We start from the raw sequence: 26,349 nt of genomic DNA on the forward strand, positions 1-26,349 counted from the left end.
TAATACGGTTATGTTCTTCTCTATGTATATTGATACATATATTTATGAGAACATAACGCGCTGGTTCTTATGGTATTTATACTCATATACAGTGTTTTTTGTAGACTTTATTATGGTTACTTCTCTATTAGTTAATAAAGATTGGTTAGGTATTAAATGGGCTATGAGTAGAGTGAGAGCTAAGGTAGCTTGAAACTTTAGTCGATTTAAATTGTAATTTTTACTTATTTATCAGAGTTTTGTGTTTGTACCGCTTTTTCGTGCTTGCTGGTTATACATTGTCGAAATGTATATAACCGATTGGCTTTTAATTGTCGTTTGGCTTATTCCTAAGGACTTTCTTGGATTATACGCCATAATAAAAGAGCGGCGATGGCCACTCGTTAAAACTGATATTCCACGCTCAACGTGAGTGCTGCGTGGCTTTCGTCTTCTTCCTGAGACTTATCTTGCCATGCTTTTACGCCAATTTTAGCAAGCGCGCCAAACACACCTTGTTGGTAACCGAGCTCGAGCTGGTTTCGCTCAACGTCTAATGTGTCAAATTCAACTCGCTTCAGTTTGGCATAAGCACCAATGCCATCTGTGCTGAAGTAATCTAACGCGAAAGTGAGGTTTTTAGCGTCCAATCCCGAGCTTGCTCCAAGCCAGAGGTCGCGTTCACGGTAGTTCGCTGAATCCACGGTATTGTCTCTTGGGCAAAGCGCGAGCTTTAGCTCGTCTTTACAATCAATGCTTGTATCTGAATATTCAATAAAGCTTTTAAGGCGATAGTCTTTACCACCCCAATAACTTTCAATCCCTAGGGTGTACATTGGATTGCTTGGTAATGCACCACTGTCGTTATTGCCTGCAAGCTCACCGTATAAAGCGAGTGGTTGACTTGCTATCCGAGTGGAGTATTTGAAGTCAACGCTGGTGAGGCGTTGCGTTTGCTTTTCGCTTTCAAGGTTTTGTTGTTGATAAACAAAGTCGCTGGATGTTGTACTAAAGCCAAGCTCTAGCCCTTGAATTGGAAAAGCAGCCGCTCTAAACCCCCAAAAGTCGCCATCCTTTTTACTGGCTATATTTGGGCGTTGTTTTGCCATAATGGCCGTCACTTGCCAAGGACCAACGAAAGAGAAAAAGCTCGGTCCAATATAGTTGTTATTGGCACGACTTAAACGAACCGCCTTCATGGGGGCTGCGTTGTTTGAAAGCATCAGCGCATTTTCGTTGCTCGGGCCCCACCAGTAACTCAGTCGCTCAGCGCTGAGAGACCAATTACCAAACAACACTGCAAGGTGGCTGCCGTGGTGATTCACGTATTTTCCATCTTGGCTTTCATCTGCGTAGTTAACCGCAACTTTAGCGCTAACAGCACCACCTGTAATAACGCCATAAGTACGCAAGCCTGAACGTTCATTTTGACGTTCACCAAAGCCTGTTGAGCGCTCTTCAGCACCGTTAAAATGTGCTTTTACACTACTGTATCTTTCTCTTTTTGCTTGTTTTAGCGCATGGCGTAAATGTGCCAATGCAAAGCTTGCGGTTTCAGAGAGATTGCTGTCATCAATAGCGGCAAGGTCATTAACAATGCCGCTCCACAACAGAGGATATTGATTAACTGGGCGATTTATCACGCCTTCTGCAACCAGTAAATCTATGCTGTGTTTAAGCTCACTTTGTGACACCTCTATCCAAGGTGAAGCATGCGCATAAGTACCAACCAATACGGCTAGGGATAATAGGCACTTTTTCATCCGTGTAGTTTTTCCTCTAAAGCTTTGGCAACCAGCGGGTGAACAAATTCACTGACATTGCCTTTATGAAGTGCAACTTCTTTTACTAAAGTTGACGAGATAAATGAATTCTTTTCAGATGGCGTTAAAAATACGCTTTCCAAATCGGGATGTAAACGGCGATTCATATTGGCCAGCTGGAACTCATAGTCAAAGTCAGACACCGCGCGAATACCGCGGATCAGCACGTTGGCTTTTTGCTCTTTCGCTAAATCAACGAGTAATCCTGAAAACCCAATCACCTTTACATTTTTATGTGACTTTAAAATTTCTTCAGCCAAAGCAACACGTTGCTCTAGTGAGAAACAAGGCTGTTTATTTGGGTTATGGGCAATTGCCAAGATCACGGTATCAAACATTTTTGCTGCACGTTTGATTAAGTCTTCATGTCCATTAGTGAGGGGATCAAATGTGCCAGGGTAGAGGGCGATGACTTTCATAAGCGTAATTATGTTGAATTTTTTTGTATGGTAACAAGGTTTTTTTGAAAAAACACTGGTCAGCTTTGTCGGATCTAAGCTTATCTAGAGGTAAAATTAGTGCTATTTTTTCACATGGAGCGAGCAATAGCCTATTAACACTAGCAATAGCGCGACCACGTTATCAACAAAGATAGAGAATCGTAATGAATACCAAGGAAAAAATAATACGTACCAGCATCGCGTTATTTAATTTGCATGGAGAGCGCGCGATTACGACAAACCATATAGCGTCCAGTTTGGGGATTAGTCCTGGCAATTTGTACTATCATTTTAAAAATAAAGAAGACATCATTCGGCAAATATTCGCGCTTTATAGCGAGCATTTAAATACGCACTTTAAGCCACTGGAGCAGCACAATGAGCCGCTTGAGCAGCTAACTCAATATTTAGACTCCTTGTTCGACCTGATGTGGCGTTATCACTTTTTCTACGACAATCTGACAGACATCTTGGCTCGTGATGATGAATTGAAAAAAAACTACATTGCTTTTCAGTCACGCTTACTTGAGCAAGTAAAAGCTGTGGTAATTGGCCTAAGAGATACAGGCGTGATCACCATAGATGATGACGATGCTAAAGAGCTCGCGCATATGTTGAAAATGACCGTTAGTTTCTGGACTCCCTATGTTAAAGCCAGAAGAATGACAGGCGTCCTTGAGCAACAAGATATATACAATGGTATTGTTAAAGTTCTGATGATTTTTAAACCTTACGCGACGCCCATGAGCGCACCGAAAGTGGCACAACTTCAGCAGCATTATCAAGCACTAGCAGAGGCGAGCTTACCGAGTATTGCTTAGCCTGAAATAATTAAGCGGGCCTTTTGCCTGGCTGAGCACGGCAAAAGGCTTTGTAGAGCACAAAGGGAAAAGGTTTGTTTATTTCCTAATCGGCTCTGAGTTTGATATACTCGCGCGCCCGAACTGTCCTCGGTCAGTGTGCGCCACGATAAAGTCCGCTTAGGTCAAATCAGTGCGTCATCGCAACCGATAATCGATCTGTAGTAGAGTGACTTTTATGCTTAAATTTATCGTCAAATTACATCCCGAAATTGCTATTAAGAGCAAATCCGTCCGTAAGCGTTTTACCAAAGTATTAGAGAAAAACATCAAAATGCTGTTGGTTCGCGTTGACGAAAACGTAAAAGTTAAAAATAACTGGGACAATATCTCAGTGACGAGCGAGCTAAGTGACGAGAAAACCCGTCTTGGTCTAATTGACCACCTTAAACGCACGCCAGGTATTGTGCAGTTTATTGAGGTGCAAGAAACACAGTTCGACACGCTTGATGATATCTACCAACAAACGATTGCTTTGGTTGAGCCATTGATCAAGGGCAAAACGTTTTGCGTGCGTGTAAAGCGCCAAGGTAAGCATGAGTTTACTTCAAGCGACGTGGAGCGTTATGTTGGTGGCGGTTTAAACCAAAATGTAGAGGGTGCCAGCGTAAGGCTGAAAAAACCTGATGTGACGGTTAAAATCGAAGTCAAAGACAATAAAGCCTACATCGTTCGTCACCAGCACTTTGGTCTAGGTGGCTTCCCACTACCAACGCAAGAAGACGTGCTGTCTTTGGTTTCTGGCGGATTCGACTCGGGTGTTGCGACTTATCAAATGATGCGAAAAGGCGCGCGAACGCACTTTTTGTTCTTTAACTTAGGTGGCGCAGCCCACGAAATTGGCGTTAAGCAAGTGAGCCACTATTTGTGGAAACAATTTAGCTCTACCCACAAAGTTAAATTTATTACGATTGACTTTGAGCCGGTTGTTGCAGAAATTCTTGAAAATATCGAAAGCGGACAAATGGGCGTGGTACTAAAGCGCATGATGATGCGTGCAGGTGCTGTGGTTGCAGAGCGTTTAGGGATCCCTGCGCTGGTAACTGGTGAAAGTATTGGTCAGGTATCGAGCCAAACCTTGGCTAACCTTAACGTGATTGACCGTGTCACAGAGATGCTGATATTACGACCGCTTATTCAACACGATAAAGAAGAGATCATTCGTATTGCCAGAGCGATTGGCACCAATGAAATGGCAGAAGCAATGCCTGAATATTGTGGTGTGATCTCTCAAAAACCAACGGTAAAAGCACAGCTTCACAAGATATTAGCTGAAGAAGAAAAGTTTGACTTTGATGTATTGAATACGGTTGTAGCTAACGCGACGGTAAAAGATATTCGCGACATTGAAGCTGAAGCAAAAGAAGAGGTGAAAGAAGCGGAATCGGTAAGTGAATTACCGGACAACGCGGTGGTACTGGATATTCGTTCTCCAGAAGAGGAAGATGCAAACCCTCTAGAGCTAGATGGTGCACAAGTGATCCACTTACCTTTCTTTAGATTAGCCACTAAGTTTGGCGACTTACCACAGGACAAAGCATACTACTTGTACTGTTCGAAAGGCGTAATGAGCCAGTTACAAGCACTTATTCTGCATGAAAATGGCTATGCAAACGTCAAGGTGTACCGTCCTTAAAAAGCGTGTTAACAAGCGTTGGGTGAGACTTTAGGATTTACCCAACGTACGTCTTGTGGGGAGGCAAGAGGGCGCTTGTTATTGCTTATTTATACGACTAATATAGTCGATATAAAGACCAGTTAAGAGACTGATTTTATGACCACTAGAATATTAGCAGATGTTGCTGCGAGCATTACTGAACTAAAAGCAAACCCTATGAAAGTTGCAACAAGTGCTGACGGAGAACCTGTCGCTGTGCTTAATCGAAATGAACCTGCTTTTTATTGTGTGCCTGCAGAAGCATACGAGATAATGATGGACAGACTCGAGGACCTTGAGCTACTCGCTATTGCTAAAGAGCGTGAATCTGAAGAAAGTATCTCAATAAATATTAATGATTTATAAACTCGATTTAAAAAGAGTGCACTCAAAGAATGGAGTAAACTAGGCTCTACCCTGTAATCACAGTTCAAGAAAAAGTTAATTGAACGCCTCAAGGATCCCCATGTGCCAGCGTCGAAGCTATCTGGTGCTGACAACATGTACAAAATAAAACTACGCCAATCAGGTTACCGCCTAGTCTACAAAGTTGAAGGCGACATTATCGTTGTAACTGTGCTAGCAGTGGGAAAGCGTGAACGTAGTGATGTTTATCATAAGGCTATGAATAAAAGATGATTGAGTTTCTAAAGGAATCGCTGTGTAAATAGTTTTGTGGGGGGCGGTTTACCCGCCGAGAAGTTAAGTCTATTGTCGCGCTAGCTGCCAGCGCTTATTCACTTCCTCAAGTAACTGTTGATTAAACGGCACATCGATATTTTGCTTCGCTGCTAGCTCACAAATATACCCGCACATGGCGTCAATTTCTGTGCGTCTGTTATTCGTGATATCCTGATTCATTGAAGAGCGATTGTTTGCAGTTTGCGCCATTACGGTGTAAGCAAGCGTGACTAGCTCGCTAAGCGCTAAGTTCACGCCTGTACTTGTGGCCACAAGTTGTACTTCATTCATTAAATTAAGGATTTGGGCCGCGTATTTGGGCTGTCTTAGCTGACCATTTGCGACTTGTTCCAATGCACTTAACGGGTTAATGGCAATATTAACCGCCAGCTTTTTCCAAAGTGTTGGCATGATGTCAAACGTGGTTTGAGCATTGTCAAATGTGCTAAACAGTTGCGAGAATACGCGCTGGTAGTGGCATTCTGCTGGTGCATTTAACGGCCCAAACCAAGTTGCACCTTGTCCTGTATGGTGCACAGTGTCTGCGACTTTATAGCCAGCAATGGATGTGCTTAAGAAGTAGGCGGATTGTGTTTTTTCAAGCGCTGCTAACTCACCAGACCAATCTACCATGCCATTATGACTAAGGATTAGCGTGCCATTTTTTGAAAGTGCAGGGCGAAGCGCTCGGAGTGCTTCGATGACCTGATATGCTTTAACGGGAATGATTAGCGTATCTATACTGTTGGCAGGGAGTTCTGCAAGTGTTTTGGTGCTGCATGGGATGGTTTGTTGAATACTTGCTGTTTGATAGCGATAAGTCGCCGCGCGTTTATTTCGAGTGATCAGCGTAATTTGATGAGATTGACTAAGGTGCTGGGCGAGCAGTAATCCTATCGCCCCTTCACCTAAAATATGTATGTTAGCCATGTTTTCTGTTGCGCCAACTTGTCCAAATATAAAATAGAACAAAATAACTGACCGCACCGGCTAAATCAGCTAAAAAATCAGCGGTAGATGCTTGGCGGTACGGTAATGAATGCTGCATCCACTCAATTCCTGCACCGTACAAGGACAGTAGCACTATGTGTGTCCATACCTTTACTTTAAAAGCATGGTGAGAGATAAACGCAAGCACAAAAAATACACCAAAATGTGCCACTTTATCGATATTTGGGAACAGCTTTGGAGACAAGCTAATTTCCTTTGCGAATAGCACCGTACATATAATTAAAGAGATAATCAAAAGAGCTTTATAAACGCGCCGTGTCACAATACATCCTACTTCTGTATGACTAAGCGAGCAGTATACCATCGAAAACTGTCCATTGGGTGAACATCCTAATACGCTGTTTAAAAACTTAAAGTAACTCAAATTAGGCATAAACTGCTATAATCGAGCCAAAATGACTTTAGGAGAGAAGCATGCCTTCATTTGATATTGTATCTGAAATTGATATGACAGAAGCAAAAAATACCGTAGACAACGCGGTTCGCGAGCTTGATACGCGGTTTGATTTTCGTGGCGTAGATGCATCAATCGAGCTTAACGGTGAAATGATCAACCTTAAAGCGGAAGCAGAACAGCAAGTTATGCAGTTGTTTGATATGTTAGTGGGTAAAGCGGCAAAGCGTGGCCTTGATGTGGCAAGCTTCGAGCTAAAAGACATTGAACGCTCAGGCAAATACGTATCGCGCAAGGTGGCGTTAAAACAAGGCATCGACAAAGAGATGGCGAAAAAACTGGTTAAGCTTATTAAAGACTCAAAAGTTAAAGTTCAAGCATCAATTCAAGGCGATACGGTGCGTGTAACGGGTAAAAAGCGTGACGATTTGCAAGAAACGATGCAATTGGTTCGTACCGGTGAGCTTGGCCAACCATTTCAATTCAAAAACTTCCGCGACTAATTACGCTTTACTTCATTCCAAAAGTGCATAGATTGCACTTTTGGATTTCTAGACGTCCATTGACAATCATTCCGAAACCCAAGACAATAGCCTCGCATTTTCAAGGTGCTGTACACAACCTAGTGTGGTTGCTAAGTGTATAGATAATCGGGAAACTGGTGCGAACACAAGGGAACATCTAATTGCGTGAATCAATAATAAATTGAGTAAGACAGTTTATTACACATGATTAGCTTGGATCGGTTCTATGCCAGCGCTGCCCCCGCAACGGTAGAGTGAACTGCTAATCTGCAGATTTACTGAGCCCGGAGACCGGCCTTGAAACAGTCACTTTGTGTTCTTGTACGGTGGGTACAAGTTAGGGGAAACCATGTTAAATAAAACTGCTCTAAGCGCGGCGATAGCGACGGCGCTCTCTTTTTCAGCATTTGCGGATCAAAATGTTGAACATATCACTGTTACTGCTAATAAATTTGAACAATCTCTAGAAAGCGCATTGTCTGCCATTACGGTTATAGGTCGCGCTGAAATTGAAAAAAGCAATGTTCAAGATGTCGTATCGCTACTCGATAATGTCGCTGGTATTCAAGCTGTTAGAAACGGTGGCTTTGGCCAAAGCGTGAGTTTATTCCTACGCGGTAATGACGCTAAGCATACGCTAGTGTTAATCGATGGGGTTCGAGTGACGGATGCAAACTCCGGTGACAATTCGCTCACTAATTTACCACTTAATAGCATCGAAAGAATTGAGATCATTCGTGGTGCCAAAGCTGCGATTTATGGTTCAGATGCCATTGCTGGCGTGATTAACATTATTAGTCGCGAAGGGAATAACAATACTATCGCGTTTACGACTGGGAGTAACAATTACTCCAAGACCGAAGCGACGGTAAATTACAAAAAAGACAAGTTTAGTATTGCAGCTAATGCGGGTTACACTCATACCGATGGCTATGATGTGATTGAGAAAGACCCTGAAGCTGCAATCACAAAAAACCATGACCGTGATGGATATTATAACGGTAATGCCGGTTTAAATGTGCAGTATGGTGATGAAGAAAGTGGCATTTTTAGCTTACGTTCACAGTACAGTGAGGGTGAGGGGGAGTATGACTCTTTTGGTAGTGATGCTTACCGTTTCCATAACTACACCAATAAGTTGGCGTGGAAAAGACGTACTGATAAGTTTAGCCAAAGTGCGTCATACAGCTTAGGTAAGGAACAAAATGTTCAAATCGGTAATAGTGCTGACGATAACGCTTATGTCACCAAACGCAGTCAATTTGAATATCAGTCGCAATATAGTTTAACTGAAGCTTTGATCTTCACTGGTAACTTTACCTTTCTAAATGAAGATGTTGGTGATTCTACCGCCTCTTTTTCAGAGCCTGAGCGTGATAATTTATCTTTAGCACTCGGTGGGTTTTACAACGATGAAAATTGGCTGGCAGAGGTTGTACTGAGAACGGATGATTATGATTTTCATGGTCGTGCAAACACCTACACGGTTGCTGTAGGCAAGCAACTCATGGATGGCCTAAGTGTTAAGTTGAATCATGGTACTGCCTTTAGAGCACCTTCTTTATCACAGGCGTTTGTGATTGATAGTCCTTACTATTTACCTAACCCAAATATTAAGCCAGAAGAAGCTACTAATAACGAAATTATTGTTACATGGAGCGGCGAGAACTTCCGTGTGGAAGCTGCGGTATACGATAACCGTATTACCGATAAAATCGTTAATCAGCAAAATGATAAATGGAAATATGTCCCTTACAATGTTCAGCGCGCTGACTTTGAAGGTGCTGATCTTTCTGTTGAAATTGAAGACAACTTTGGTATCGAGCATACAGTAAATGCGAGCTATGTGAGTGCTAAAGACGCTGATACCGATAAGCAATTACAGCGCAGAGCGAGACGTACCTTAACTTATTCAGTCAGTAAAGAGTGGGAAAATGTCGACGCAACACTGACCTTAGTCCATAGAGGTAATCGCGACGATAAAGTATGGGGAGCTGAAGGTGCATATACAGTGACTTTACCGTCATATACGCTGTTTAACTTAGCTGCTAACTATACGTTTTTCGACGGATTCAAGTTAAATGGCCGTATTGAAAACTTAACCGATAAGCGTTATTTCAATGCCACAGCGGGCGAAGCAAAAGATGGCTCTTTACTGGGCTATAAGCCACTAGGTAGACAAGCCTACGTTGGTGTGAGCTACAGCTTCTAATACGTTGAAAGCTTTTCAATACCCAGAGTGATCCATCGTGAGTAATGGATCACTTTTCTTATTTATCATTTAGTTGCATTACATTTGTAACAGGTGTTCTGCCTTACGTGTAGTTGATAATAGATTTGATTTGTATTATTACTACCTTAAGGAAAAGAACATGAAGTCACTATTATTTGGGTTACTCACGCTTGGGATTGTCACATCAGCGCAAGCTTCGCTACCTGAAAACCAGCTTGAACCTCAATTTTCAACACAATCAATGACGGGCGATTTCGCTTGGTTTAACGCGCCATCGCAAACCTGTAGTCGGATCCGCAGCATGATGTACTATCGTCACCCCGGCAACGATCACCTAACGCCTATATCTGTGCCTGTGATTTATACCGGTGGCGAGTGTTGGTCTACTGGCAGGACAACATCTAGCCAAGGTCCACAGGAAATGTATACGCAGGTTTCAGATATTATTCATCAGCAATTTTCGAATGTGGAACATAACTACAAAGAGTTGACGACCGATATCGTCAACAATATTGCCGCACAATCTAGTTCAAATAAAGTGAGCCACACGACTAGCCTCTACGGCACTATGCATATGAAAATCGCAGGTAGAGTTGATGCGCAAAATAAAGTACCGGTGTTGATCGATGGTTTCGATTTGAAGTCTTACGCTAAGTTCCGTAAGAAGCAGCTTGGGATGAATATTTATATCCATGTCTATATTAACAACGAAAATGTCACCATCAAAGGTAAGTATGATGTACGTACCCAGCAGCTTGAGTTAGATCCTTTAATTTCTAGCTTTAAGCCTGTGGTGACGACAAAAGTAGAGCTGCCGTGGATCCTCGATTTGATAGATACCTTGACTCCGGGGATTTTTGACAAGCTTTATACAGAATTTAGCCGTGTTGTGATTGATGTGTTTGAATTCTTAGGTGTGGATATGAGCGAAGATATTCCGCAGGTCATTAAACACAATGCCCAGTTAATCAATTCAGGTGTTGTTCCGCTTAAAGGCTTAGATACCTTAAGACCTGGTGATACTGCGAATTTAGAAATGGAAGTAACGCGTGGGCATTTGCGGATTAAAGATGGCCGCACTAGTTTTTATGTATTTGCTATACCTATGTTGCCGTAAGGCGTAAGCCGAACGCAATCTATTGCGTTCGGCACACAAGTTTAGTGCTTTAAATTTGCCGCAAAATAGCTTTCAAATTTTGCAATTTTAGGGGCAATCATCACACTGCAATAGCCTTGATTTGGGTTTTCAGTGTGATAATCTTGGTGATAGTGCTCAGCAGGATAAAATTCAGGCGCTGGGCTAACCTCAGTCACTATTTTTTCACTCAACTGATTTTGAAGCTGCGCAATACAATCTTGAGTTTGCTGCTGTTGCTGCTGGTCATGATAAAACACTACACTGCGGTACTGAGTACCAATGTCATTGCCTTGGCGATTCAACTGCGTTGGGTCATGCAGGGTAAAAAACATATTAAGCAAAGTATCAAAGTTGACAATATCGGCATCAAATTGCAGTTGGACTACCTCAGCATGACCACTGTCTCCCCGACATATCATTTGATAGGTGGGATTATCTGTGTGGCCACCTGCGTAACCTGACTGCACTGACTCAACACCATTGACGCGGCGAAATGCCGCATCAATACACCAAAAACAACCACCACCAAAAGTTGCGGTTTGTAAAGTTGCCATTATACCTCCTGCTCAGGATGTTGTTTCGACTGCTCCTCAAGACGTTTTGTCGTCTCTTCTGGAGATTGCGTCTGCTTAGCTAGTAAAGTATAGGCGGTTGGGATAACAAACAAGGTTAAAATGGTGGCAACACTGACACCGGCAAAAATCACGACACCGATCACCATGCGGCTTTCGAACCCAGGGCCTGTTGCAAACACAAGCGGGATAGAGCTCATCACGGTTGTTAGCGAGGTCATAATAATAGGTCTTAATCGCTGCGCAGCAGCATCAACAATGGCTTGTTCGAAGGCAATGCCTTTGTCACGCAATTGGTTAGCAAATTCCACGATTAAGATACCGTTTTTGGCGCTAAGGCCAATCAACATGACAATACCAATTTGGCTATAAATGTTTAGCGTGCTGTCGGTGATAAATAATCCATACATCGCACCGACTAAGCCCAGCGGTACGGTGAGCATGATAACCAGTGGATGGACAAAGCTTTCAAACTGTGCGGCTAATACTAAGAAAGTAACGGTGAGCGCCAGAATAAATACATAGGTCATCGCTGATGCACCTTCATAAAACAGCTGTGACTCGCCTTTGTAGTCGATGGCACCGTCGATATCATTCTCTTCGGCGGCAACTTTATTTAAAAAGTCGAGCGCTTGCTCCAGTGTATAGTCGCCAGCGAGGTTTGCCGTGATAGTGATTGCGCGCATACGGTTGTAGCGGTTTAATCGAGAAGCTGTGGCTTCTTCTTTTATGGTGATCAAACTGTCTAACGGCACGAGCTCATCGCTACGAGATTTCACATAAATATCAGAAATATTATCTGGGGCAGAGAAGTCGGCTTTGGTGCCTTTTAAGATCACATCGTATTCTTCACCGCGGTCAATAAAGGTGGTAACACGACGTTGTCCCAGCATGGTTTCTAGCGTTTGGCCGATGGCACTTACCGACACGCCTAAATCTGCGGCTTTGGTTTTATCAATGCTTATCAAAAACTGTGGGAAGGTTTCTTTGTAATCGTGATCGAGGCGAACCAGTCCTTTATTTTCTCGTGCGCGTTCTAGGATGCGATCACGCCATGCGGCCAATTCGTCATAGTCGTTGCCTTGTAGTACAAACTCAATGGGGCGTGAGTTACCGCCGCCGCCAATACCACGGCGCATAATAGCAAAGGCGCGAATATCTGTAACATCTTGCATTTTACCGCTGATCTCATCCATGACTTCCCAAGTAGAGCGTTTTCGCTCATCCCAGTCTGGCATGCCGATAATAGCAACACCGCCTTGACCACCCCAACCAGGTACCCGAATAAGCACGCGGCTAAGTTCCTCTGAGTCTACATAAGGAAGTAGGCGCTCTTCAATTTTTGCCATATTTTGCGAGTTGTTTTCGTAGCTTGCCCCTTCAGGACCATTCATCATAACGAAGAAAGTACCGCGGTCTTCTTTTGGTGTCAGTTCAGACGGGATCTGTTTAAACAGGCTGTAGCTGGTAAAACCCGCTAGTGCCAACATCACGATCAGGCTGTATTTGCGCGATAAGTTGTCTTGTAAAACACGGCGATACCCTTGTTCTAGTCGAGTAAATTGACGGTCCATCCACTGACTAAAGCGGTTTTCTTTATTACTAGGTTTTAATACTTTGGAGCAAAGGGCTGGAGACAAGGTCAACGCGGTAATACTGGAGAACAGCACCGCAGCACTTACTGCAAAGGCAAACTCGGTAAATAGGGCACCAATACGACCATCCATAAAGACCAAAGGAATAAATACGGCAACCAAAACCAGGGTTGTGGCAATGATGGCAAAGCCTACTTCACGTGCGCCACGGTATGCCGCCAGTAACTTGGGTTCGCCAAGCTCGATACGGCGATAGATATTTTCCAGCATCACAATGGCGTCATCGACCACAAGGCCGATGGCAAGCACAAGTGCAAGAAGCGTCAGCAAGTTGATAGAATACCCCATGGCCAGCAAGAACATAAAGGTTGCAACTAAGGCTACCGGCACGGTAACAGCAGGGATCAGCGTAGCGCGGATATTGCCAAGGAAGATGTAGATAACGAGTACCACCAACGCCATGGCAATCGCAAGTGTGCTGTATACTTCAGCAATGGACTCACGAATAAAAATAGAAGAATCGTAGCTGTCTTCTATGGTGGTGCCTTGAGGCAGGTTGCGTTTTATTTTTTCAAGCTCTTTACGGGCGTTGTCGACCACTTCTAGCGTATTGGCTTTGGCTTGCTTTACAACGCCAAGGCCAATCATATTTTTACCATTACCACGGAAGGTACTTTCGTCGTCAGCGGCTTCAAGTACCACCTGCGCGACTTCACCAAGTCGCACCAAATAGCCTTGTTCGCCACGCTTAATCACTAGGTTGTCAAAGTCTTCTTGAGTCTTATAGCTTCTGGCAATACGAACAGAGAAATCACGGTCTACGGATTCTATTTCGCCAGCGGGTAATTCTACGTTTTCTCTGCGTAGCACTTGTTCAATATCACTGCTTGTGACTCCACGAGCGGCCATCGCCTTTCGGTCTAGCCAAATCTTCATGGCGTATTGACGTTCACCGCCAATACGTACATTCGATACGCCATCAACAACCGCCAGACGGTCAACGATAAAGCGCTGGGCGTAGTCTGAAAGCTGCAAGGTATCCATGGTTTCGCTGTTGAGTACAAACCAAGCGATAGGGCTTTCGTCGCTGTTTGATTTCGATACTTCAGGCGGCCTAACTTGCTCTGGCAACCTATCCAGCGCTCGAGAAACGCGCTCACGCACATCATTTGCAGCAGCGTCGATGTCGCGATCGATATTAAATTCGATAGTGATATTGGAACTACCATTGCGGCTACTGGAATTTATGCTTTTGATCCCTTCGATCCCCGAAATCCGGTTTTCTAATACTTGGGTGATCTTGGTTTCTACTACTTCCGCTGATGCGCCTGTGTAGTTAGTGCTTACACTGACTATTGGGGTTTCAATATCAGGATATTCGCGCAGCGGTAGCATAGTAAATGCCACTAAGCCAAAGGTCAGCAGCAGTAAGTTAATAACGATCGCGAAGATCGGGCGCTTTACCGCCGTATCAGTGATTCTCACGTCGCCTTACCCCTTTATTTCAACTTTTGAGCCTGAGCGGATCTTCAGGGTGCCTTCCGTGATCACCTGTTGTCCCTCTGTAAGCCCCTCATCGATAGCTACCCAGCCGCTAAAGCGAGTTTGCAGGTGCACTTCACGTTGTTGCGCTTTACCTTGGTCGTCAATGACAAATACAAAATGCTTATCTTGTCTTGGTATGATGCTTTTTTCTGGCACCACAAGGGCTTGTAATCGAGCCAGTTCCAATCCCATGTGTAGTAGCATACCTGGGCGGAGTTTATGGTCTAGATTGGTGAAACTTGCTGTCACTCGTACCGAGCGCGTTTGTTCATTAATACGCGGGTCAATATGGGAGACCTTACCGGTAAATAGTTGCTCTGGGTAAGCTTCACTTTGTGCATTCACTTGCATACCAAGCTGTAGTTGCGCTAGGTATTTTTCTGGTACCTGAAAATCCACTTTGATGATGCTAATGTCATCGAGTGTGGTGATCACAGTATTGTTGTTTACGAAGCTACCGATAGAGATATTTCGAGTACCCAATAATCCATCGAATGGCGCATAAATGGTCATCTCGGCGAGTTTTGTTTTGGTGGCTTCCAATTGTGCCGTTAAGGTGTCAACCTTTGCTGATTGTGCTTCTAATTGAGAGCGAGCCGCCGATTGGGTTTTTGCGAGGTCTTTAAGGCGGTTTAGTTGTCTAATTTCTTCCTTTAGCGTCACTTTCAGCGCTTCGATATCGAGCTTCTCTTCGGCATCACGCAACTGGACTAGCTTGTCACCTTTTTTTACTACGTCTCCGTCATCGAAAAAGAGGGCTGCCACATAGTCGCTTTGGGCGCTACTCACGTTGATTGCTTGATTTGCTCTGGCGGAACCAATAGAGTGAACAGCAATAATACGCTCCTCTTTAGTTACGGTATGAGCTTGAACGGAGGTTACGGGTGCTGAGTTGCCACTCATTTTGCCTTCCGAGGCTGGTAAATATAAATAGCCGCTGATGACGACTAGCACTACAATGATAAAAGGAAACAGTGCTTTTCCTGATTGATGACGCATAAAAGTGACCCAGATTATAATTTGTCTCTAGTTTACAAAATTAAAGGCTAACAAAGTCGACGGCATATCCTGTAAATTTGTGCATTAAACGAAAATGTAATTCAATTTAAGTGTTTGTACCTAAATTAAATATTATGAAACGCAGCCATTCATGTAAACGATGCATCACAATACGTAAATTAGTCGCATGGGCGATCATCATGTATATCTTTTATGCCTGGTATACCCATGCTTGAAGCAAAACTACGTGCAACCGCTGATCGCAATGGCGTTGAATTTATGCTGGTTGGCGCAATTGGTTTGATTGTTATCATGCTTTTTGTCAATTTGCGTGGTACTGCTATTACTATTGTAGAAATATTTCTTGCCAGCGCCATGTTAGTGGCTATTTTTGTTGGCTTTCTCAAAAGTCAGCAACCATATTTTAGTTTATACTTTACAGAACAAGAGTTTAGGTATGTGCATAAATATGGAGCTTGGCCGCTATCCATTGTAAACTTCCACTCCAGCGGCATTCCCAAAGTTCAACAAGGTGTTGAAACACTTGAGTTAAATGCAGTTGGTATTAAACTTAATGATATTGATGCGTTTTTATTAAATTTAACACCTCGACTTGCGGGTAAATTATTGATCGAGCAGCGGCATATTTTTTTACAAGCTGTTAAAATGCATTGCGAAAATGGCAACTGCCCATCTGAATGGTTGATAGAAGAAACCGTTTTTCGCTCCAAGGCGGGAAAAGAATATACTGGTTTAATGGCAATGTTTGCAAACCGGATGGATAATTTAAAGACAGTGACGGGATATGATTTATTGATCCCCGCGACTGCCTTAGACAGGGATATTTGGCAATTTTCAGTCATGTTAAACCGCTGGAAACTTAACCCTAAAGAGGTGGTAAAAGCATTGTTAGAAGAACAAACCACCTACTGAAGATGTAACAGGATACACCAATATGAGCTTAGAAACGGCCTATATTAAAAGTGGGCGTAATACCATTATTCACAAAGAGAAGAAGTTAGATCTTGTGATTGTAAATGGTGAAGCACACCCAAAAATCAAGGTGACTGCAAACGGCTTGGTGCCTTTTAAGGAAGAGCTGCCGAGAAATCGAAGAGAGGCTAAAGAGCGTTATTTAGAAGTCGTCCACGTTTCGAGTATTGATGTGTTTGGTGAAGTGAAACGGTTGTTGTTTATTCAGGCTTTAGATGGTCGAGAATACAAAGTAGATTATAGTAAAGTTGGCACTAAGTTGTTTGTGCGGATACATCAAGAAAGTTATCTATAGTTCATAAGGAAGAATATGAATGCATTCAAGGGAAGTTGGGTTGTACTTGCGCTAATATTAACAGGTTGTGGTGGAGGCTCTGGGAGTGATGAACCGAGTCAAGTCAGTGCGTCGGTTAATGCGGGTGCTGATATCCAAGTGACCGAAAAAACAGAAGTCACCTTGAATGCTCAAGCATCACCTGCTGGCGGCACCTTTAACTGGCAGGTTATCTCTGGTGCAAACGTCAGTGAATTTCCAATTACGGAGCAACAAGCCGCTTTTGTTGCACCGGATATCAAAGCCGATGTCAATTTACTTATTCAGGTTGACTATGTTGCGCCTGATGGCAGTCTTGCAAGCGACCAAGTGACGGTTGCTATCAAATCTAACAACCAATTACCTATACCAAGTATCAGCCAAACTGCACCGGAAACACTACCAGCCAAATATAAAGATACTATTGTCCTCAGTGGCGCAGGCTCCTCCGATCCAGACGAAAATGGCCAAGTGGTTGCTTATCAATGGCAACAAGTGAGTGGTCCCACAACAATACAGCCAATTGGTTTGAATACAGCTACTTTATCTTTTGTCCACCCATTATTGGCTACCTCTCAGGCGTCAATCTGGCAGTTGACGGTTACCGATGATGAAGGCGGACAAGCCAGTACCCAGTTTACCCTCGGGCTACTTGAGAATTCGGATGTAGTAGTGGCGGATGCTGGGAGCGACCAGCAAGTGCAAGAGTTTGATGAGGTCACGCTTGATGGTTCAAACAGTGATACGGTATCTGGTCAGAAACAGTGTGTATGGCGGCAAGTGACGTCTGGCACTCAGGTAGCATTAAGTTCTGTTACCGGGTGTTCAACAACTTTTAACGCACCAGATCAAAATATTTTGTCGCAAGTGGAATTTGAGCTGACCGTTACTGACTCACAAAACCGTTCAGCTACCGACACCGTGCGCATTGATATAGAGAAAAAGCCATTAGGTAAACTAAACGACAGTGGCCAAACCGCGTGTTTTAACAATACGGATGTGATCACCTGTAGTATGACGCAGTTTACGGCTCAAGATGCACAGCGTGGGCGTGATAATTTTGCCACTCAGGTGGCGAAAGAAGGCAGTGGTCGAGCAGGTTTTGACTTTACCAAACTAAATCGCTTTGCGGATGAACTGCCTGATGACGCTACCGACTTTGCTTGCGTTCGTGATAACGTCACGGGACTTATTTGGGAAGTAAAAGAAGCGAGTTCGGGTACATTACCAAACACTTCTTCTCGCAACGCACAAAATAGTTATACCTGGTATGTTGAGGTAGATGGAGCGATTGCCGAGGGGAGTGTGCAGGCCGCAGCAAATACAACCTGCCCGCAGGATAGTCACTGTGGTATTCAAGCTTTGATTGATGAAGTAAATAACCCTGCCGTTGGAGAGCAAAGTTACTGTGGTGGTAACAATTGGCGTTTACCAACTTATATGGAACTACTTGGACTACTAGATTACGGCAGTGCAGGTACTGCGGTGATAGATGAAGCGCTTTTCCCTAACTTACCTAGCACAACAACACTTGGTCATCGCTATTACTGGACCTTGCAGTCGAGTTTAGATGGTACCGGTGGCACGCTGAGAAGGGCTTATGTTATCGACATGGATACGGGCAATGATTTTGCAGTAGAAAAGTCTAGCAGCGCATTTGTTAGGTTGGTTAGGAATCCTTAGGGAGCGTGGTATGAAAATTATTACAACTATACTATTTACTTTGTCATTCACGGCTGTTTGCCAAGCGCAAACTTGCGTTGGTACTGGCTCCAATACCAGCCGTTATACGATAAATAGCAACGGTACAGTGCTGGATAGCCAAACGGGATTAATGTGGCAGCGCTGCAACTTTGGGCAAAGTTACAACGCGACTTCTCAAAGCTGTGAAGACAATGCTCAGCAACTTACTTGGCAGCAGGCATTGGTGGTTGCCAACGAAGACCAATTTGCAGGGTTTACAGACTGGCAAGTACCTAACGTTAAAGAGCTTGCCAGTATTGTGTATCACGAGTGTGTGACTCCAGCGATAAACATAACGGTATTTCCAACGACCAAAAGTAATAATTACTGGTCTGCGACGACCCAGACTAGTCAACCTCAGTTTGCTTGGGTGTATCAGTTTGCTGATGGTAAAAATAATCCAACCATTAAAACTGCGGATGCCTTTGTCAGGTTAGTGAGATACTATCAATAGCCCTTAGTTAGTAGTATTGCTACTGCCTTTAATGCTGACGGGTATGGATCTCTAATATTGCCAGTAAGACATAGCTTGTTACTTTCATCCGTCTAAAATGGCTTTGGGATTGTTTGATCTTTTGGTACTCTCCTGAAGCACCCCTTTCCCGTCTTACGTTCTGCACACAGGAGGCCATATGAATCGATTACTCAGCGCGATAGCCTTGTCTTGTGCCGTATTGGCGTCTTCCGTACATGCAAAAAATAAGTGCGATGTTGAACTTGGGCATGGTCTTATCATCACCGACAACGAAATTCGTATCGTTGATGATGGTCAGACTCGAATCCAAATCAACAATGATAGTCAGCTCTTTATTCTAGGTCGCTGGATTGAGTTAGATCCGGAAGGGGAGAGAGTTGTGCGCGAGTACTCTTTAGGAATACGGGATACCGTTCCTGAGCTGGTAAATCTGGCAACCGATGGCGTCAACCTCGGATTGAGTGCGATTGAGCAGGTGGTTGAGGGGATGTCCGACAAAGAGCCCGAAGTGCTCAAAACGCAGTTGCAATACGTTGAACGTGCGCTGATGGATAAGTTTAAGCGTGGAGATGATTTCTTTTTTATCGCACCACAGTCACTTTCTAAAATTGATGATTTTTTTACTAAAGAGATCAGCCAAAAAATTCACTCTGCTGTTCATGGTTCGTTGGGCTCTATTTTAGTCTCTTTGGGGGATGCATTTAAATCTCGCGAAGGGAATATCGAAGATCGCATCAACGATATGGGGCAACGCATGGAGATTATTTCGAAAGAGATAGATAAATCGCTGCAGAAAAAGGCCCATCAATTAGAAGAAAAAGCGGCAGAATATTGCGAGTGCTTAAACACCTTAGATCAAACGGAAGAAAAACTACAGCGCATAGTACCTGAGCTAGTTGCTTACGATCTCGTCCAGATCCGCTCATAATCCATAGCAACTTTTGGCATTGTCTCGGCTGAGTTTATGCCAAGTTGACGATATGCCTATCACGTCTAAATAATCCTGCCATATTTGCCAATAGCTTTTTTGCATAAGAGAAACCGGATAATTCGAACCTAGCATTAGGCTCTCTTCTCCCGCATGTGTGATTAAGTGAGTAAGCCACTCAGAGAGTGGGAGTGGGTTTGCTAACATTTCGTGGCCAGAGCACTTGATCATGACATTGTTAAGCGCTCCAATGCGCCTTAATATATCTGTACAAGGGCTGTTAGCGTCAATAAACCCTGCATGGTTAAATACGATTTTAAGGTCAGCTTTTTGTTCTGCAAGTTGTAATAAAAGGTCGACTTTTTCGCTTTGTTTAAATTCTAATTGCGCCTCAAAATGTAGTCTGTGCTCGGCAAGACTGGTGAGATTTTTGAGCACGAAAGGCGCGGATAAACGTTGGCTGTCACTGCCTTCGGTGATGTCTCTTATCGCCACGAGATGAGGATGTGCTAACTGTGCTATGGCTGCACTAAATTGCTCAGGCGTTGCGTTAATAGGGGCGTAACCGACGGCTTTAAAAGGAAAGCTGCATAGTTCCTGATTTAACCAATGTAATTCGTTGATGGGATTGTGATTATCAAAACCGGCTTCCACATGCACCAAGGCTTCGAGTGTAAACTGTGCATGTTGGGGAAGACTAGTAAGGGTATGATTCTGCCTTATTTTTTCCAGATTAGGCCAAGCGGGCGGGTTGTGTTTGAGCCAAGAATATTGTCCTAACGCTAAATCGAAAAAGTGTAGGTGGCTATCAATAACTCTCAGACTCATCACGCATTCCTTTTTTACTGTGCAGTATAACCGCCATCAATGCTTTGTAGGCTACCTGTGATAAAGCTCGCATCCTCACTTAGCAAGAAAGCAACCAGCGCTGCAACCTCTTGCGGTTGCCCTAATCGACCCAATGGCTGCAACTGGGCTTCTTCTGCAACGATTTCTGCTTTATCAGCGCCGCTGCGCGCGCAGTAACTATCAATGGCATGATGGAATAACGGAGTTTCAATTGTGCCAGGGCAGACTGCATTCGCGCGAATGTTAAATTTGGCGTAATCCAATGCTGTGGTTTTCGCCATCGAAGCAAGTGCACATTTAGACAGGTTATAAGCGAAGGAGTTAGGTTTACCAATAACCGCCTGATCCGAAGACATCAATACGATGCTACCGCTACCTTGTGACTTCATGCTTGGTAATACGGCTTGAATGGCAGCGTAAGCGCCTTTCACATTCAATGCAAAAAGGGCGTCAAATGTGGCTTCATCGGTATCTTCGATTGTAGCACTCAGATGTTTCCCCGCGTTTGAAACAAGCGCATCTATTTTCCCTGTTTCTGCGACTATATCTGCAATTGTTGCTTTTACATCGGCGACTTTACTGACGTCACAATGGCGAAAAATCCCTTGTTCACTGGGCTGAATATCGAGGTTATAAACGGTGTATTGTTGCGATAGCAGCTTGTTGACAATGGCGGCGCCAATGCCAAAGCTGCCACCGGTAACGATGGCAACTTGGTTCATCATTAGTGTCCGCAGCCGCCAGCAGCGTGTACGTGACCGTGTGAAATTTCTTCTGCAGTTGCTTCGCGTACAGAAAGGATCTCAACATCAAACGTTAATGTTTTGCCTGCGAATGGGTGGTTTAAGTCGCAATCCGCATTAAAGCGTCCTACTTTTACTACCTTAACCTGATGACGACCTTGGTTTGAATCGACAATAGCAGTCATGCCTGGCTTCCAAACTTTGCTGTCACCAAGACCTTGAAGGTGCTTAATAGGAATGCGCTGCACTAGACCTTCTTGATATTCGCCATAAGCTTGCTCTGGCGTTAAGGTTACCGTAAAGCTATCACCACCGGTTTTACCTTCAAGTTCACTTTCAAGACCTGGTAGCATGCCTTCAGTACCGTGCAGGTAGTTTAGTGGCTCGCCTTCTTTGCTTGATTCGATTTGGCTGTCACCTTCGTGAAGTGTGTAGTGAAACTCTACCACTGTGTTCTTTGCAATTTGCATAAGTAAACCTTAAATAAATAGTGTTCGGTGACGCCATTTAGCATCCACCTGTAAAGCGTGTAGTTTACGTGAGTGCGCTTCTTGGACGCAAGTCTATCCCTTTAATTTGGGCTCTCACTTTGCTTTGGCTTGCCATGGCGCAGTATTGATTGGAGCGCTTCAATGCTAGAGATTGAGGAGCTAGCTGGTTGAGTCTTATTGCTTTTTGGTGCAGCAGGAGCTGGTAAAAACACCATTAACACTTTGCCAGGTTTTAATAGACTCTGCGCCGTGAGTGAATTCCAATTTAATAAATCTTTTACCGCGACCTTGTAGTGACGGCTGATAGTCCACAATGACTCGCCTTGTTTTATGGTGTGGTGATGTTCCACTTGAGGTATGGGCTTGGCTTTTATTTCTTTAATATAAGGGCTTACGTCATAGTCGATGAGTAAGTCTAACTGCTCATTACTCTCGGAAACTAATAGCTTTTCGCCAACTCGGATCAAATCAGAGCGCTTATTGTTCAGCGTTTTTAGTGCACTAACACTCATCCCCGCATTTAATGCGATGCGGTAGAGTGTGTCGTTAGCTTTGACAGTGTAGCCTTGGCTGAAGTTTTCCCTGAAAAATGCACTTTCCAATAATGCTTGCTCGGATAATGGCAATAACACTTTGTGTGGACCGTTTGGAGAGCTTCTATGTTTTAAGATCCCTTGATTGAGTGCGTATAGTTGACGCTTTTTGATACCACTGAGTTTTGCCAGTTGATTGACGTCAAATTGCTGTCCAATATCAAGTATCGACGTAGTGGCCTTGTTGGGCAAACTTGGTATCTTAAAACCCTTGGGTGAGGTTTTTAGTAAGTGGCTGAGCGCTAAGAGTTTGGGCACGTAGTCTGCGGTTTCTTTTGGTAATGTTAAGTGCCAAAAGTGGGTCGACTTTCCTGCTTTTTTATTCTTTGCGATGGCTTTTTTGACACGCCCTTCACCTGTGTTGTAGGCCGCAAGCGCGTGTAGCCAGTCGCCATCAAAGCGTTCATGCAAATACAGCAAATAATCAAGCGCGGCGTCAGTCGATGCTAACACATCCTGTCGACCGTCATACCATTCGTCTTTCTTGATGCCGAAATGGTAGGCAGTGGCATCCACTAACTGCCAAACTCCAACAGCATTTTGTTGCGATTTGGCCTTTGGTCTAAAGTCACTTTCGACAAAAGGAAGTAATGCGATTTCAATAGGAAGGCCTTTGCGTTCTACCTTTTTTACTACGTGATAAAAATAGGGAGCGGCGCGCTTATTTACCACATTGAGATAATTAGGCTGTGATAAATACCATTTTATGCGCTTATCAAGCCTTGGGTGAGATGCAGTATTAAAACTGAGCTTTTGGCGTATGTGTTGCCATAAATCATCGTCTCTGAGGGGGGCTTTAACGGTAGTGGCTTTGAGTGGTTTTACCTCAACTATAGCTGGAGGCATGACTGGCTTTTCTACGGGCACTTGTGTGAGAGCTGACAAAATGGCTTGCCTACTCACCTGTGGACTGCTACTGCTTTTACACCCAGAGAGCATGGTTAATAATATTAACCCGCTTAGCTGTATTAATACTCTGTTCATCCTTTAACTATACCGAGAGGTTAAGTTTTATTCAAAATTTCTTTGCTGCTGAAAGTGTTGCCACTGTAATAACGCGCGTTGCTGCATGTGTTTATTTGGATATAGAATGCTTATCTTTTCAACCACTTGTTGACTATCTTGTAACGCTAATAAAGCCAAAAATTGTGCTGGAGTGCTCAGCATTTCAGGACGATAGGGTTTTCCTGTTGCAGGTAATATCCAATCAAGTGCATAGCGATTAAAGCGAGCAATAGTTTGCTGCCACTGTGTAGTATGCGGTAAATGCGCAAGTGGGATCTGATCCACGCTATAACCTGCTATCAAGCCTTGATATTTTGGCAGATAAACACTGATGTCATGACCGCTAAAGCCCGTGACTTGAGTAAGCTCAACCACTACACCTCCTAGCTCCACGGTTTTAGGCGCGTTATCAATGGCTTTACTTGATGGCGCTTGTGTGGCGAGCTTGGACCACGTTGCAATCCTACTTTTTGCCAGTGCAAGTTTGGCTTGCCACTTCGTTCGTTCACTTGGTTCTAGAGACGCGATACGATTTTCACTAAGCATGACGCTTTGGTTAAAAAGCTCAAGCTGTGCGTGAAAGGCAGTCGTCAATGCGTTGGCTGATGTTGCCGTTGGGCTTAGCCATTGTAAATTTGGATAAGCATGCTTGAGTAGCACTATGCTGGTGTCTTGTTTGATATCGGCATGCAAAGAGATTACGTAACAAAGCGGAACGGTGAGGCGCTTTTCTAATTCGTGGATCAAGGCCTCTGTGGTGACAAGATCGCCATGTATGGATGCCAACAGTGCACACTGTTTGCCGATAACTAAAGCTTGATTGGGCTGTAAAGCGCTATCTTTTCCTTTGATAAAATAAACCGCGTCATTGACTTTATGGAACTGATTAGCATTGGCGGCAGTACTTTGAAAACTCGCCGCCAATAGAATGAGACCCCAAACTAGAGAGATGCTACATAAGATAGGGTTGCTCCAGTATGTCGGCATTATTCGCCTGCAGGCAGCACTAACTTGTCGATGAGCGTGGAAACGAACTCTGCGTCTTGCTGTTGCTTTGCTTCCAATGCTTGTAAATCATGACAAAGGTGTAAGGCTGCGAGTAGTAACGCATTGTGATCATTGCGAACGGTTGAGCGTTTACGCATTTCTTCTACACGTCGGTCTAAAAGCGCTACGGCGTTATGCAGCGCTTCTTCTTGATCTGGCGCACATGCAAATTGATGTGACTTGCCAAGTAACGTCACTGTTACTTGGTTATTCTGCTCAGACATTAGCTAGCCTGTTGAGTTTGCAACTTATCAAGTAGGCCAGATAAAGATGAACTAAATTCTTTTTGCTTTTCTTCGCTTTCTAGCATTTCAAGCTGTAGGGTTTCATTTTCATCGATGAGTTTTTGATTTTGTTCCTTCAGTGCCGAAACTTCCGATTTTAACTGGTTATTTTGGCTCAAAAGTTGGTCAATCAACTGGTCGAGTTTTTGGAGATCTTGGTTATTCATAAATGCGCTCATATGACTGTGATTTGTCATGCAAATGTAAAACAAAGCGGCTAAGGATGCTAGTGTTTACGCGACTTTCTGCTGATTTTTCTCAACTTTTAAGAGATAATGCCGATATTGGAATATTTTGTTCAGAAGTGATTCAGTCTAAAGTTAAAAATTGATGAATCATTGCTCAAATTTAGCTCAGGTTTATTTCACCTGTGTTGTTATTATTTTTATCAAGGCGGGGTTATGCTCAGTTACCGACATTCTTTTCATGCAGGAAACCCTGCCGATGTGATCAAACATTTAGTATTGGCAGAAGCTTTGTCATACATGGCTAAAAAAGATAAGCCGTACGATTACGTGGATACGCACTCTGGCGCTGGTTTTTTTGAGCTAGCGAGTAGTGATGCACAAAAAACTCAGGAGTATCTGCAAGGCATCGCTAAGCTGTGGGATTATTCTGGATCCGTGTCGGCAATTAGCGATTATGTTGCATTAATCAAATCATTTAACGAAGGCGATAAATTAAGCCATTATCCCGGTTCTCCTAAGGTAGCGGAGCACTTCTTACGTCGTCAGGATAACGGTTGGTTTTTTGAGCTACATCCAAAAGATCTTGAGCTGTTAAAGCAAAATACGGCACATAAAAAGTCACTGCGCGTCACTGGGAGTGACGGTTTTAAAGGGCTATTAGGATTGGTGCCTCCAGCTTCACGCAGAGCCTGCGTGCTAATGGATCCTCCTTATGAGATCAAATCCGATTATGATGTTGCGGTCAAAAGCATCATAAAAGCGCACAAAAAGTTTGATTCCGGCGTCTATATGATCTGGTATCCCGTTGTTGACCGTGAACGCATTGATGCAATGGAGTCGAGTCTGATTGAATCTGGAGTGCGTAATATTCAAGTGTTTGAACTTGCCACCCGCGCAGATACACAAGAACGAGGCATGACGGCTTCTGGTATGATGGTGATCAATCCGCCTTGGACCTTAAAGAAAATCATGGATAAAGTGTTGCCTGAGCTGGTTTCGTTATTGGCTGAGGATGATGGTGCGTTTTACCGCAGCATTCAATTAGTAGAAGAATAGTAAAAATAAACTGCTAAGCTATCTAACCTGAGGTTTGGATAAGGAATGTTCCAACTCATTGTTTCTAAAGAACAGATTAGTTATTTCCTTTTCTAGCCAGAGAGTTTTAGGGAAAACAAGGCGAATTTACGCACCAATAGCTGGCTATTGGAAGTGAATTCAACGCAGTTAGCGCTAAAACTGGCTGCTA

26 protein-coding genes, 1 pseudogene and 1 riboswitch are annotated in these 26,349 nt (G+C 43.7%); of the genes and pseudogenes, 13 read left to right on the forward strand and 14 right to left on the reverse strand.

Annotated features, from left to right (window positions below):
• Positions 1 to 383: 383 nt before the first annotated feature.
• Entirely contained in the window at positions 384 to 1,742 is a 1,359-nt protein-coding gene (locus MHN32_RS06800; protein WP_174170587.1) for a capsule assembly Wzi family protein, read from the reverse strand.
• A complete protein-coding gene (gene coaD, locus MHN32_RS06805) occupies positions 1,739 to 2,221 on the reverse strand; it encodes a pantetheine-phosphate adenylyltransferase (protein ID WP_010374242.1) in 483 nt (160 codons plus the stop codon). The genes MHN32_RS06800 and coaD overlap by 4 nt, the downstream gene beginning before the upstream one ends.
• A 185-nt stretch (positions 2,222 to 2,406) precedes the next feature.
• Here coaD and MHN32_RS06810 point away from each other — a divergent pair, with 185 nt between their 5' ends.
• From MHN32_RS06810 to MHN32_RS06825, 4 genes and pseudogenes are all read left to right on the forward strand, one after another.
• The gene (locus MHN32_RS06810) at positions 2,407 to 3,063 is read left to right on the forward strand and encodes a TetR/AcrR family transcriptional regulator (RefSeq protein WP_010374241.1); all 657 of its coding nucleotides are present in this window, start codon (positions 2,407 to 2,409) and stop codon (positions 3,061 to 3,063) included.
• A gap of 217 nt (positions 3,064 to 3,280) precedes the next feature.
• Positions 3,281 to 4,738, forward strand: coding sequence for a tRNA uracil 4-sulfurtransferase ThiI (gene thiI / locus MHN32_RS06815; protein WP_010607129.1), 1,458 nt, complete (start codon positions 3,281 to 3,283; stop codon positions 4,736 to 4,738).
• Between the two features lie 138 nt (positions 4,739 to 4,876).
• Positions 4,877 to 5,125, forward strand: a complete 249-nt coding sequence (locus MHN32_RS06820; RefSeq protein WP_010607130.1) for a type II toxin-antitoxin system Phd/YefM family antitoxin — start codon at positions 4,877 to 4,879, stop codon at positions 5,123 to 5,125.
• Positions 5,115 to 5,398: pseudogene (locus tag MHN32_RS06825) on the forward strand (type II toxin-antitoxin system RelE/ParE family toxin). The gene MHN32_RS06820 and the pseudogene MHN32_RS06825 overlap by 11 nt, the downstream one beginning before the upstream one ends.
• A gap of 69 nt (positions 5,399 to 5,467) precedes the next feature.
• Here MHN32_RS06825 and MHN32_RS06830 read toward each other — a convergent pair.
• Together MHN32_RS06830 and MHN32_RS06835 are read right to left on the reverse strand one after the other, a co-directional pair.
• Positions 5,468 to 6,370, reverse strand: a complete 903-nt coding sequence (locus tag MHN32_RS06830) for a 2-dehydropantoate 2-reductase (protein ID WP_239421313.1) — start codon at positions 6,368 to 6,370, stop codon at positions 5,468 to 5,470.
• Complete coding sequence (locus MHN32_RS06835; protein ID WP_239421315.1) at positions 6,363 to 6,713, reverse strand: VanZ family protein; 351 nt, start codon at positions 6,711 to 6,713, stop codon at positions 6,363 to 6,365. Before MHN32_RS06835 ends, MHN32_RS06830 begins: the two co-directional genes overlap by 8 nt.
• A gap of 152 nt (positions 6,714 to 6,865) precedes the next feature.
• Between MHN32_RS06835 and MHN32_RS06840 the strand changes: the two genes are divergently transcribed.
• From MHN32_RS06840 to MHN32_RS06850, 3 genes are all read left to right on the forward strand, one after another.
• Positions 6,866 to 7,348 carry a YajQ family cyclic di-GMP-binding protein gene (locus MHN32_RS06840; RefSeq protein ID WP_102057584.1) on the forward strand — a complete coding sequence of 161 codons (483 nt, stop codon included), beginning with the start codon at positions 6,866 to 6,868 and terminating at the stop codon, positions 7,346 to 7,348.
• Between the two features lie 89 nt (positions 7,349 to 7,437).
• Positions 7,438 to 7,684: riboswitch (cobalamin riboswitch) on the forward strand.
• A gap of 34 nt (positions 7,685 to 7,718) precedes the next feature.
• The gene (locus tag MHN32_RS06845; protein ID WP_239421325.1) at positions 7,719 to 9,581 is read left to right on the forward strand and encodes a TonB-dependent receptor; all 1,863 of its coding nucleotides are present in this window, start codon (positions 7,719 to 7,721) and stop codon (positions 9,579 to 9,581) included.
• 160 nt (positions 9,582 to 9,741) lie between these two features.
• Positions 9,742 to 10,719 (forward strand): hypothetical protein, encoded by a 978-nt coding sequence (locus tag MHN32_RS06850; protein WP_239421327.1) that lies wholly within the window; start codon positions 9,742 to 9,744, stop codon positions 10,717 to 10,719.
• A 41-nt stretch (positions 10,720 to 10,760) separates the two neighbouring features.
• Here MHN32_RS06850 and msrA read toward each other — a convergent pair whose 3' ends face one another.
• The 3 genes from msrA to MHN32_RS06865 are packed head-to-tail and all read right to left on the reverse strand — an operon-like array spanning position 10,761 to position 15,451.
• Entirely contained in the window at positions 10,761 to 11,297 is a 537-nt protein-coding gene (gene msrA, locus MHN32_RS06855) for a peptide-methionine (S)-S-oxide reductase MsrA (RefSeq protein WP_239421358.1), read from the reverse strand.
• Entirely contained in the window at positions 11,294 to 14,392 is a 3,099-nt protein-coding gene (locus tag MHN32_RS06860; RefSeq protein ID WP_010607137.1) for an efflux RND transporter permease subunit, read from the reverse strand. Before MHN32_RS06860 ends, msrA begins: the two co-directional genes overlap by 4 nt.
• A gap of 6 nt (positions 14,393 to 14,398) precedes the next feature.
• Positions 14,399 to 15,451 carry an efflux RND transporter periplasmic adaptor subunit gene (locus MHN32_RS06865; RefSeq protein WP_010607138.1) on the reverse strand — a complete coding sequence of 351 codons (1,053 nt, stop codon included), beginning with the start codon at positions 15,449 to 15,451 and terminating at the stop codon, positions 14,399 to 14,401.
• A 228-nt stretch (positions 15,452 to 15,679) separates the two neighbouring features.
• Here MHN32_RS06865 and MHN32_RS06870 point away from each other — a divergent pair, with 228 nt between their 5' ends.
• From MHN32_RS06870 to MHN32_RS06890, 5 genes are all read left to right on the forward strand, one after another.
• Positions 15,680 to 16,384, forward strand: coding sequence for a DUF2982 domain-containing protein (locus MHN32_RS06870; RefSeq protein WP_081489981.1), 705 nt, complete (start codon positions 15,680 to 15,682; stop codon positions 16,382 to 16,384).
• Positions 16,385 to 16,406: 22 nt separating this feature from the next.
• Positions 16,407 to 16,739, forward strand: a complete 333-nt coding sequence (locus tag MHN32_RS06875) for a hypothetical protein (RefSeq protein ID WP_102057579.1) — start codon at positions 16,407 to 16,409, stop codon at positions 16,737 to 16,739.
• 15 nt (positions 16,740 to 16,754) lie between these two features.
• On the forward strand, positions 16,755 to 18,440 hold the full coding sequence (locus MHN32_RS06880; RefSeq protein ID WP_102057578.1) for a DUF1566 domain-containing protein: 1,686 nt from the start codon (positions 16,755 to 16,757) through the stop codon (positions 18,438 to 18,440).
• Positions 18,441 to 18,450: 10 nt separating this feature from the next.
• Complete coding sequence (locus MHN32_RS06885; protein WP_010607142.1) at positions 18,451 to 18,954, forward strand: DUF1566 domain-containing protein; 504 nt, start codon at positions 18,451 to 18,453, stop codon at positions 18,952 to 18,954.
• Between the two features lie 178 nt (positions 18,955 to 19,132).
• Positions 19,133 to 19,903, forward strand: coding sequence for a YggN family protein (locus MHN32_RS06890; protein ID WP_102057577.1), 771 nt, complete (start codon positions 19,133 to 19,135; stop codon positions 19,901 to 19,903).
• On the opposite strand, the gene MHN32_RS06895 is transcribed toward MHN32_RS06890, so the two are convergent.
• From MHN32_RS06895 to MHN32_RS06925, 7 genes are all read right to left on the reverse strand, one after another.
• Entirely contained in the window at positions 19,898 to 20,731 is an 834-nt protein-coding gene (locus MHN32_RS06895; protein WP_239421335.1) for an amidohydrolase family protein, read from the reverse strand. The two genes, MHN32_RS06890 and MHN32_RS06895, sit on opposite strands and share 6 nt — an antisense overlap.
• 14 nt (positions 20,732 to 20,745) lie before the next feature.
• Positions 20,746 to 21,474 (reverse strand): SDR family NAD(P)-dependent oxidoreductase, encoded by a 729-nt coding sequence (locus tag MHN32_RS06900; protein WP_010374223.1) that lies wholly within the window; start codon positions 21,472 to 21,474, stop codon positions 20,746 to 20,748.
• Positions 21,475 to 21,476: 2 nt separating this feature from the next.
• On the reverse strand, positions 21,477 to 21,965 hold the full coding sequence (locus tag MHN32_RS06905) for a peptidylprolyl isomerase (RefSeq protein ID WP_010607145.1): 489 nt from the start codon (positions 21,963 to 21,965) through the stop codon (positions 21,477 to 21,479).
• A gap of 101 nt (positions 21,966 to 22,066) precedes the next feature.
• Positions 22,067 to 23,425, reverse strand: a complete 1,359-nt coding sequence (locus MHN32_RS06910; RefSeq protein WP_239421361.1) for a LysM peptidoglycan-binding domain-containing protein — start codon at positions 23,423 to 23,425, stop codon at positions 22,067 to 22,069.
• Between the two features lie 165 nt (positions 23,426 to 23,590).
• Positions 23,591 to 24,571: a hypothetical protein gene (locus MHN32_RS06915; RefSeq protein WP_237116646.1), complete on the reverse strand. Its 981-nt coding sequence runs from the start codon at positions 24,569 to 24,571 to the stop codon at positions 23,591 to 23,593.
• Entirely contained in the window at positions 24,571 to 24,855 is a 285-nt protein-coding gene (locus tag MHN32_RS06920) for a cell division protein ZapA (protein ID WP_010607148.1), read from the reverse strand. Before MHN32_RS06920 ends, MHN32_RS06915 begins: the two co-directional genes overlap by 1 nt.
• Complete coding sequence (locus MHN32_RS06925; protein ID WP_010374211.1) at positions 24,855 to 25,082, reverse strand: hypothetical protein; 228 nt, start codon at positions 25,080 to 25,082, stop codon at positions 24,855 to 24,857. The genes MHN32_RS06920 and MHN32_RS06925 overlap by 1 nt, the downstream gene beginning before the upstream one ends.
• 234 nt (positions 25,083 to 25,316) lie before the next feature.
• Here MHN32_RS06925 and rlmJ point away from each other — a divergent pair, with 234 nt between their 5' ends.
• Positions 25,317 to 26,159, forward strand: coding sequence for a 23S rRNA (adenine(2030)-N(6))-methyltransferase RlmJ (gene rlmJ, locus MHN32_RS06930; RefSeq protein WP_102057574.1), 843 nt, complete (start codon positions 25,317 to 25,319; stop codon positions 26,157 to 26,159).
• Positions 26,160 to 26,349: the final 190 nt, after the last annotated feature.

Origin of the sequence: Pseudoalteromonas sp. Of11M-6 (assembly GCF_022347905.1) — a bacterium.
In the GTDB taxonomy this organism is placed as follows: domain Bacteria; phylum Pseudomonadota; class Gammaproteobacteria; order Enterobacterales; family Alteromonadaceae; genus Pseudoalteromonas.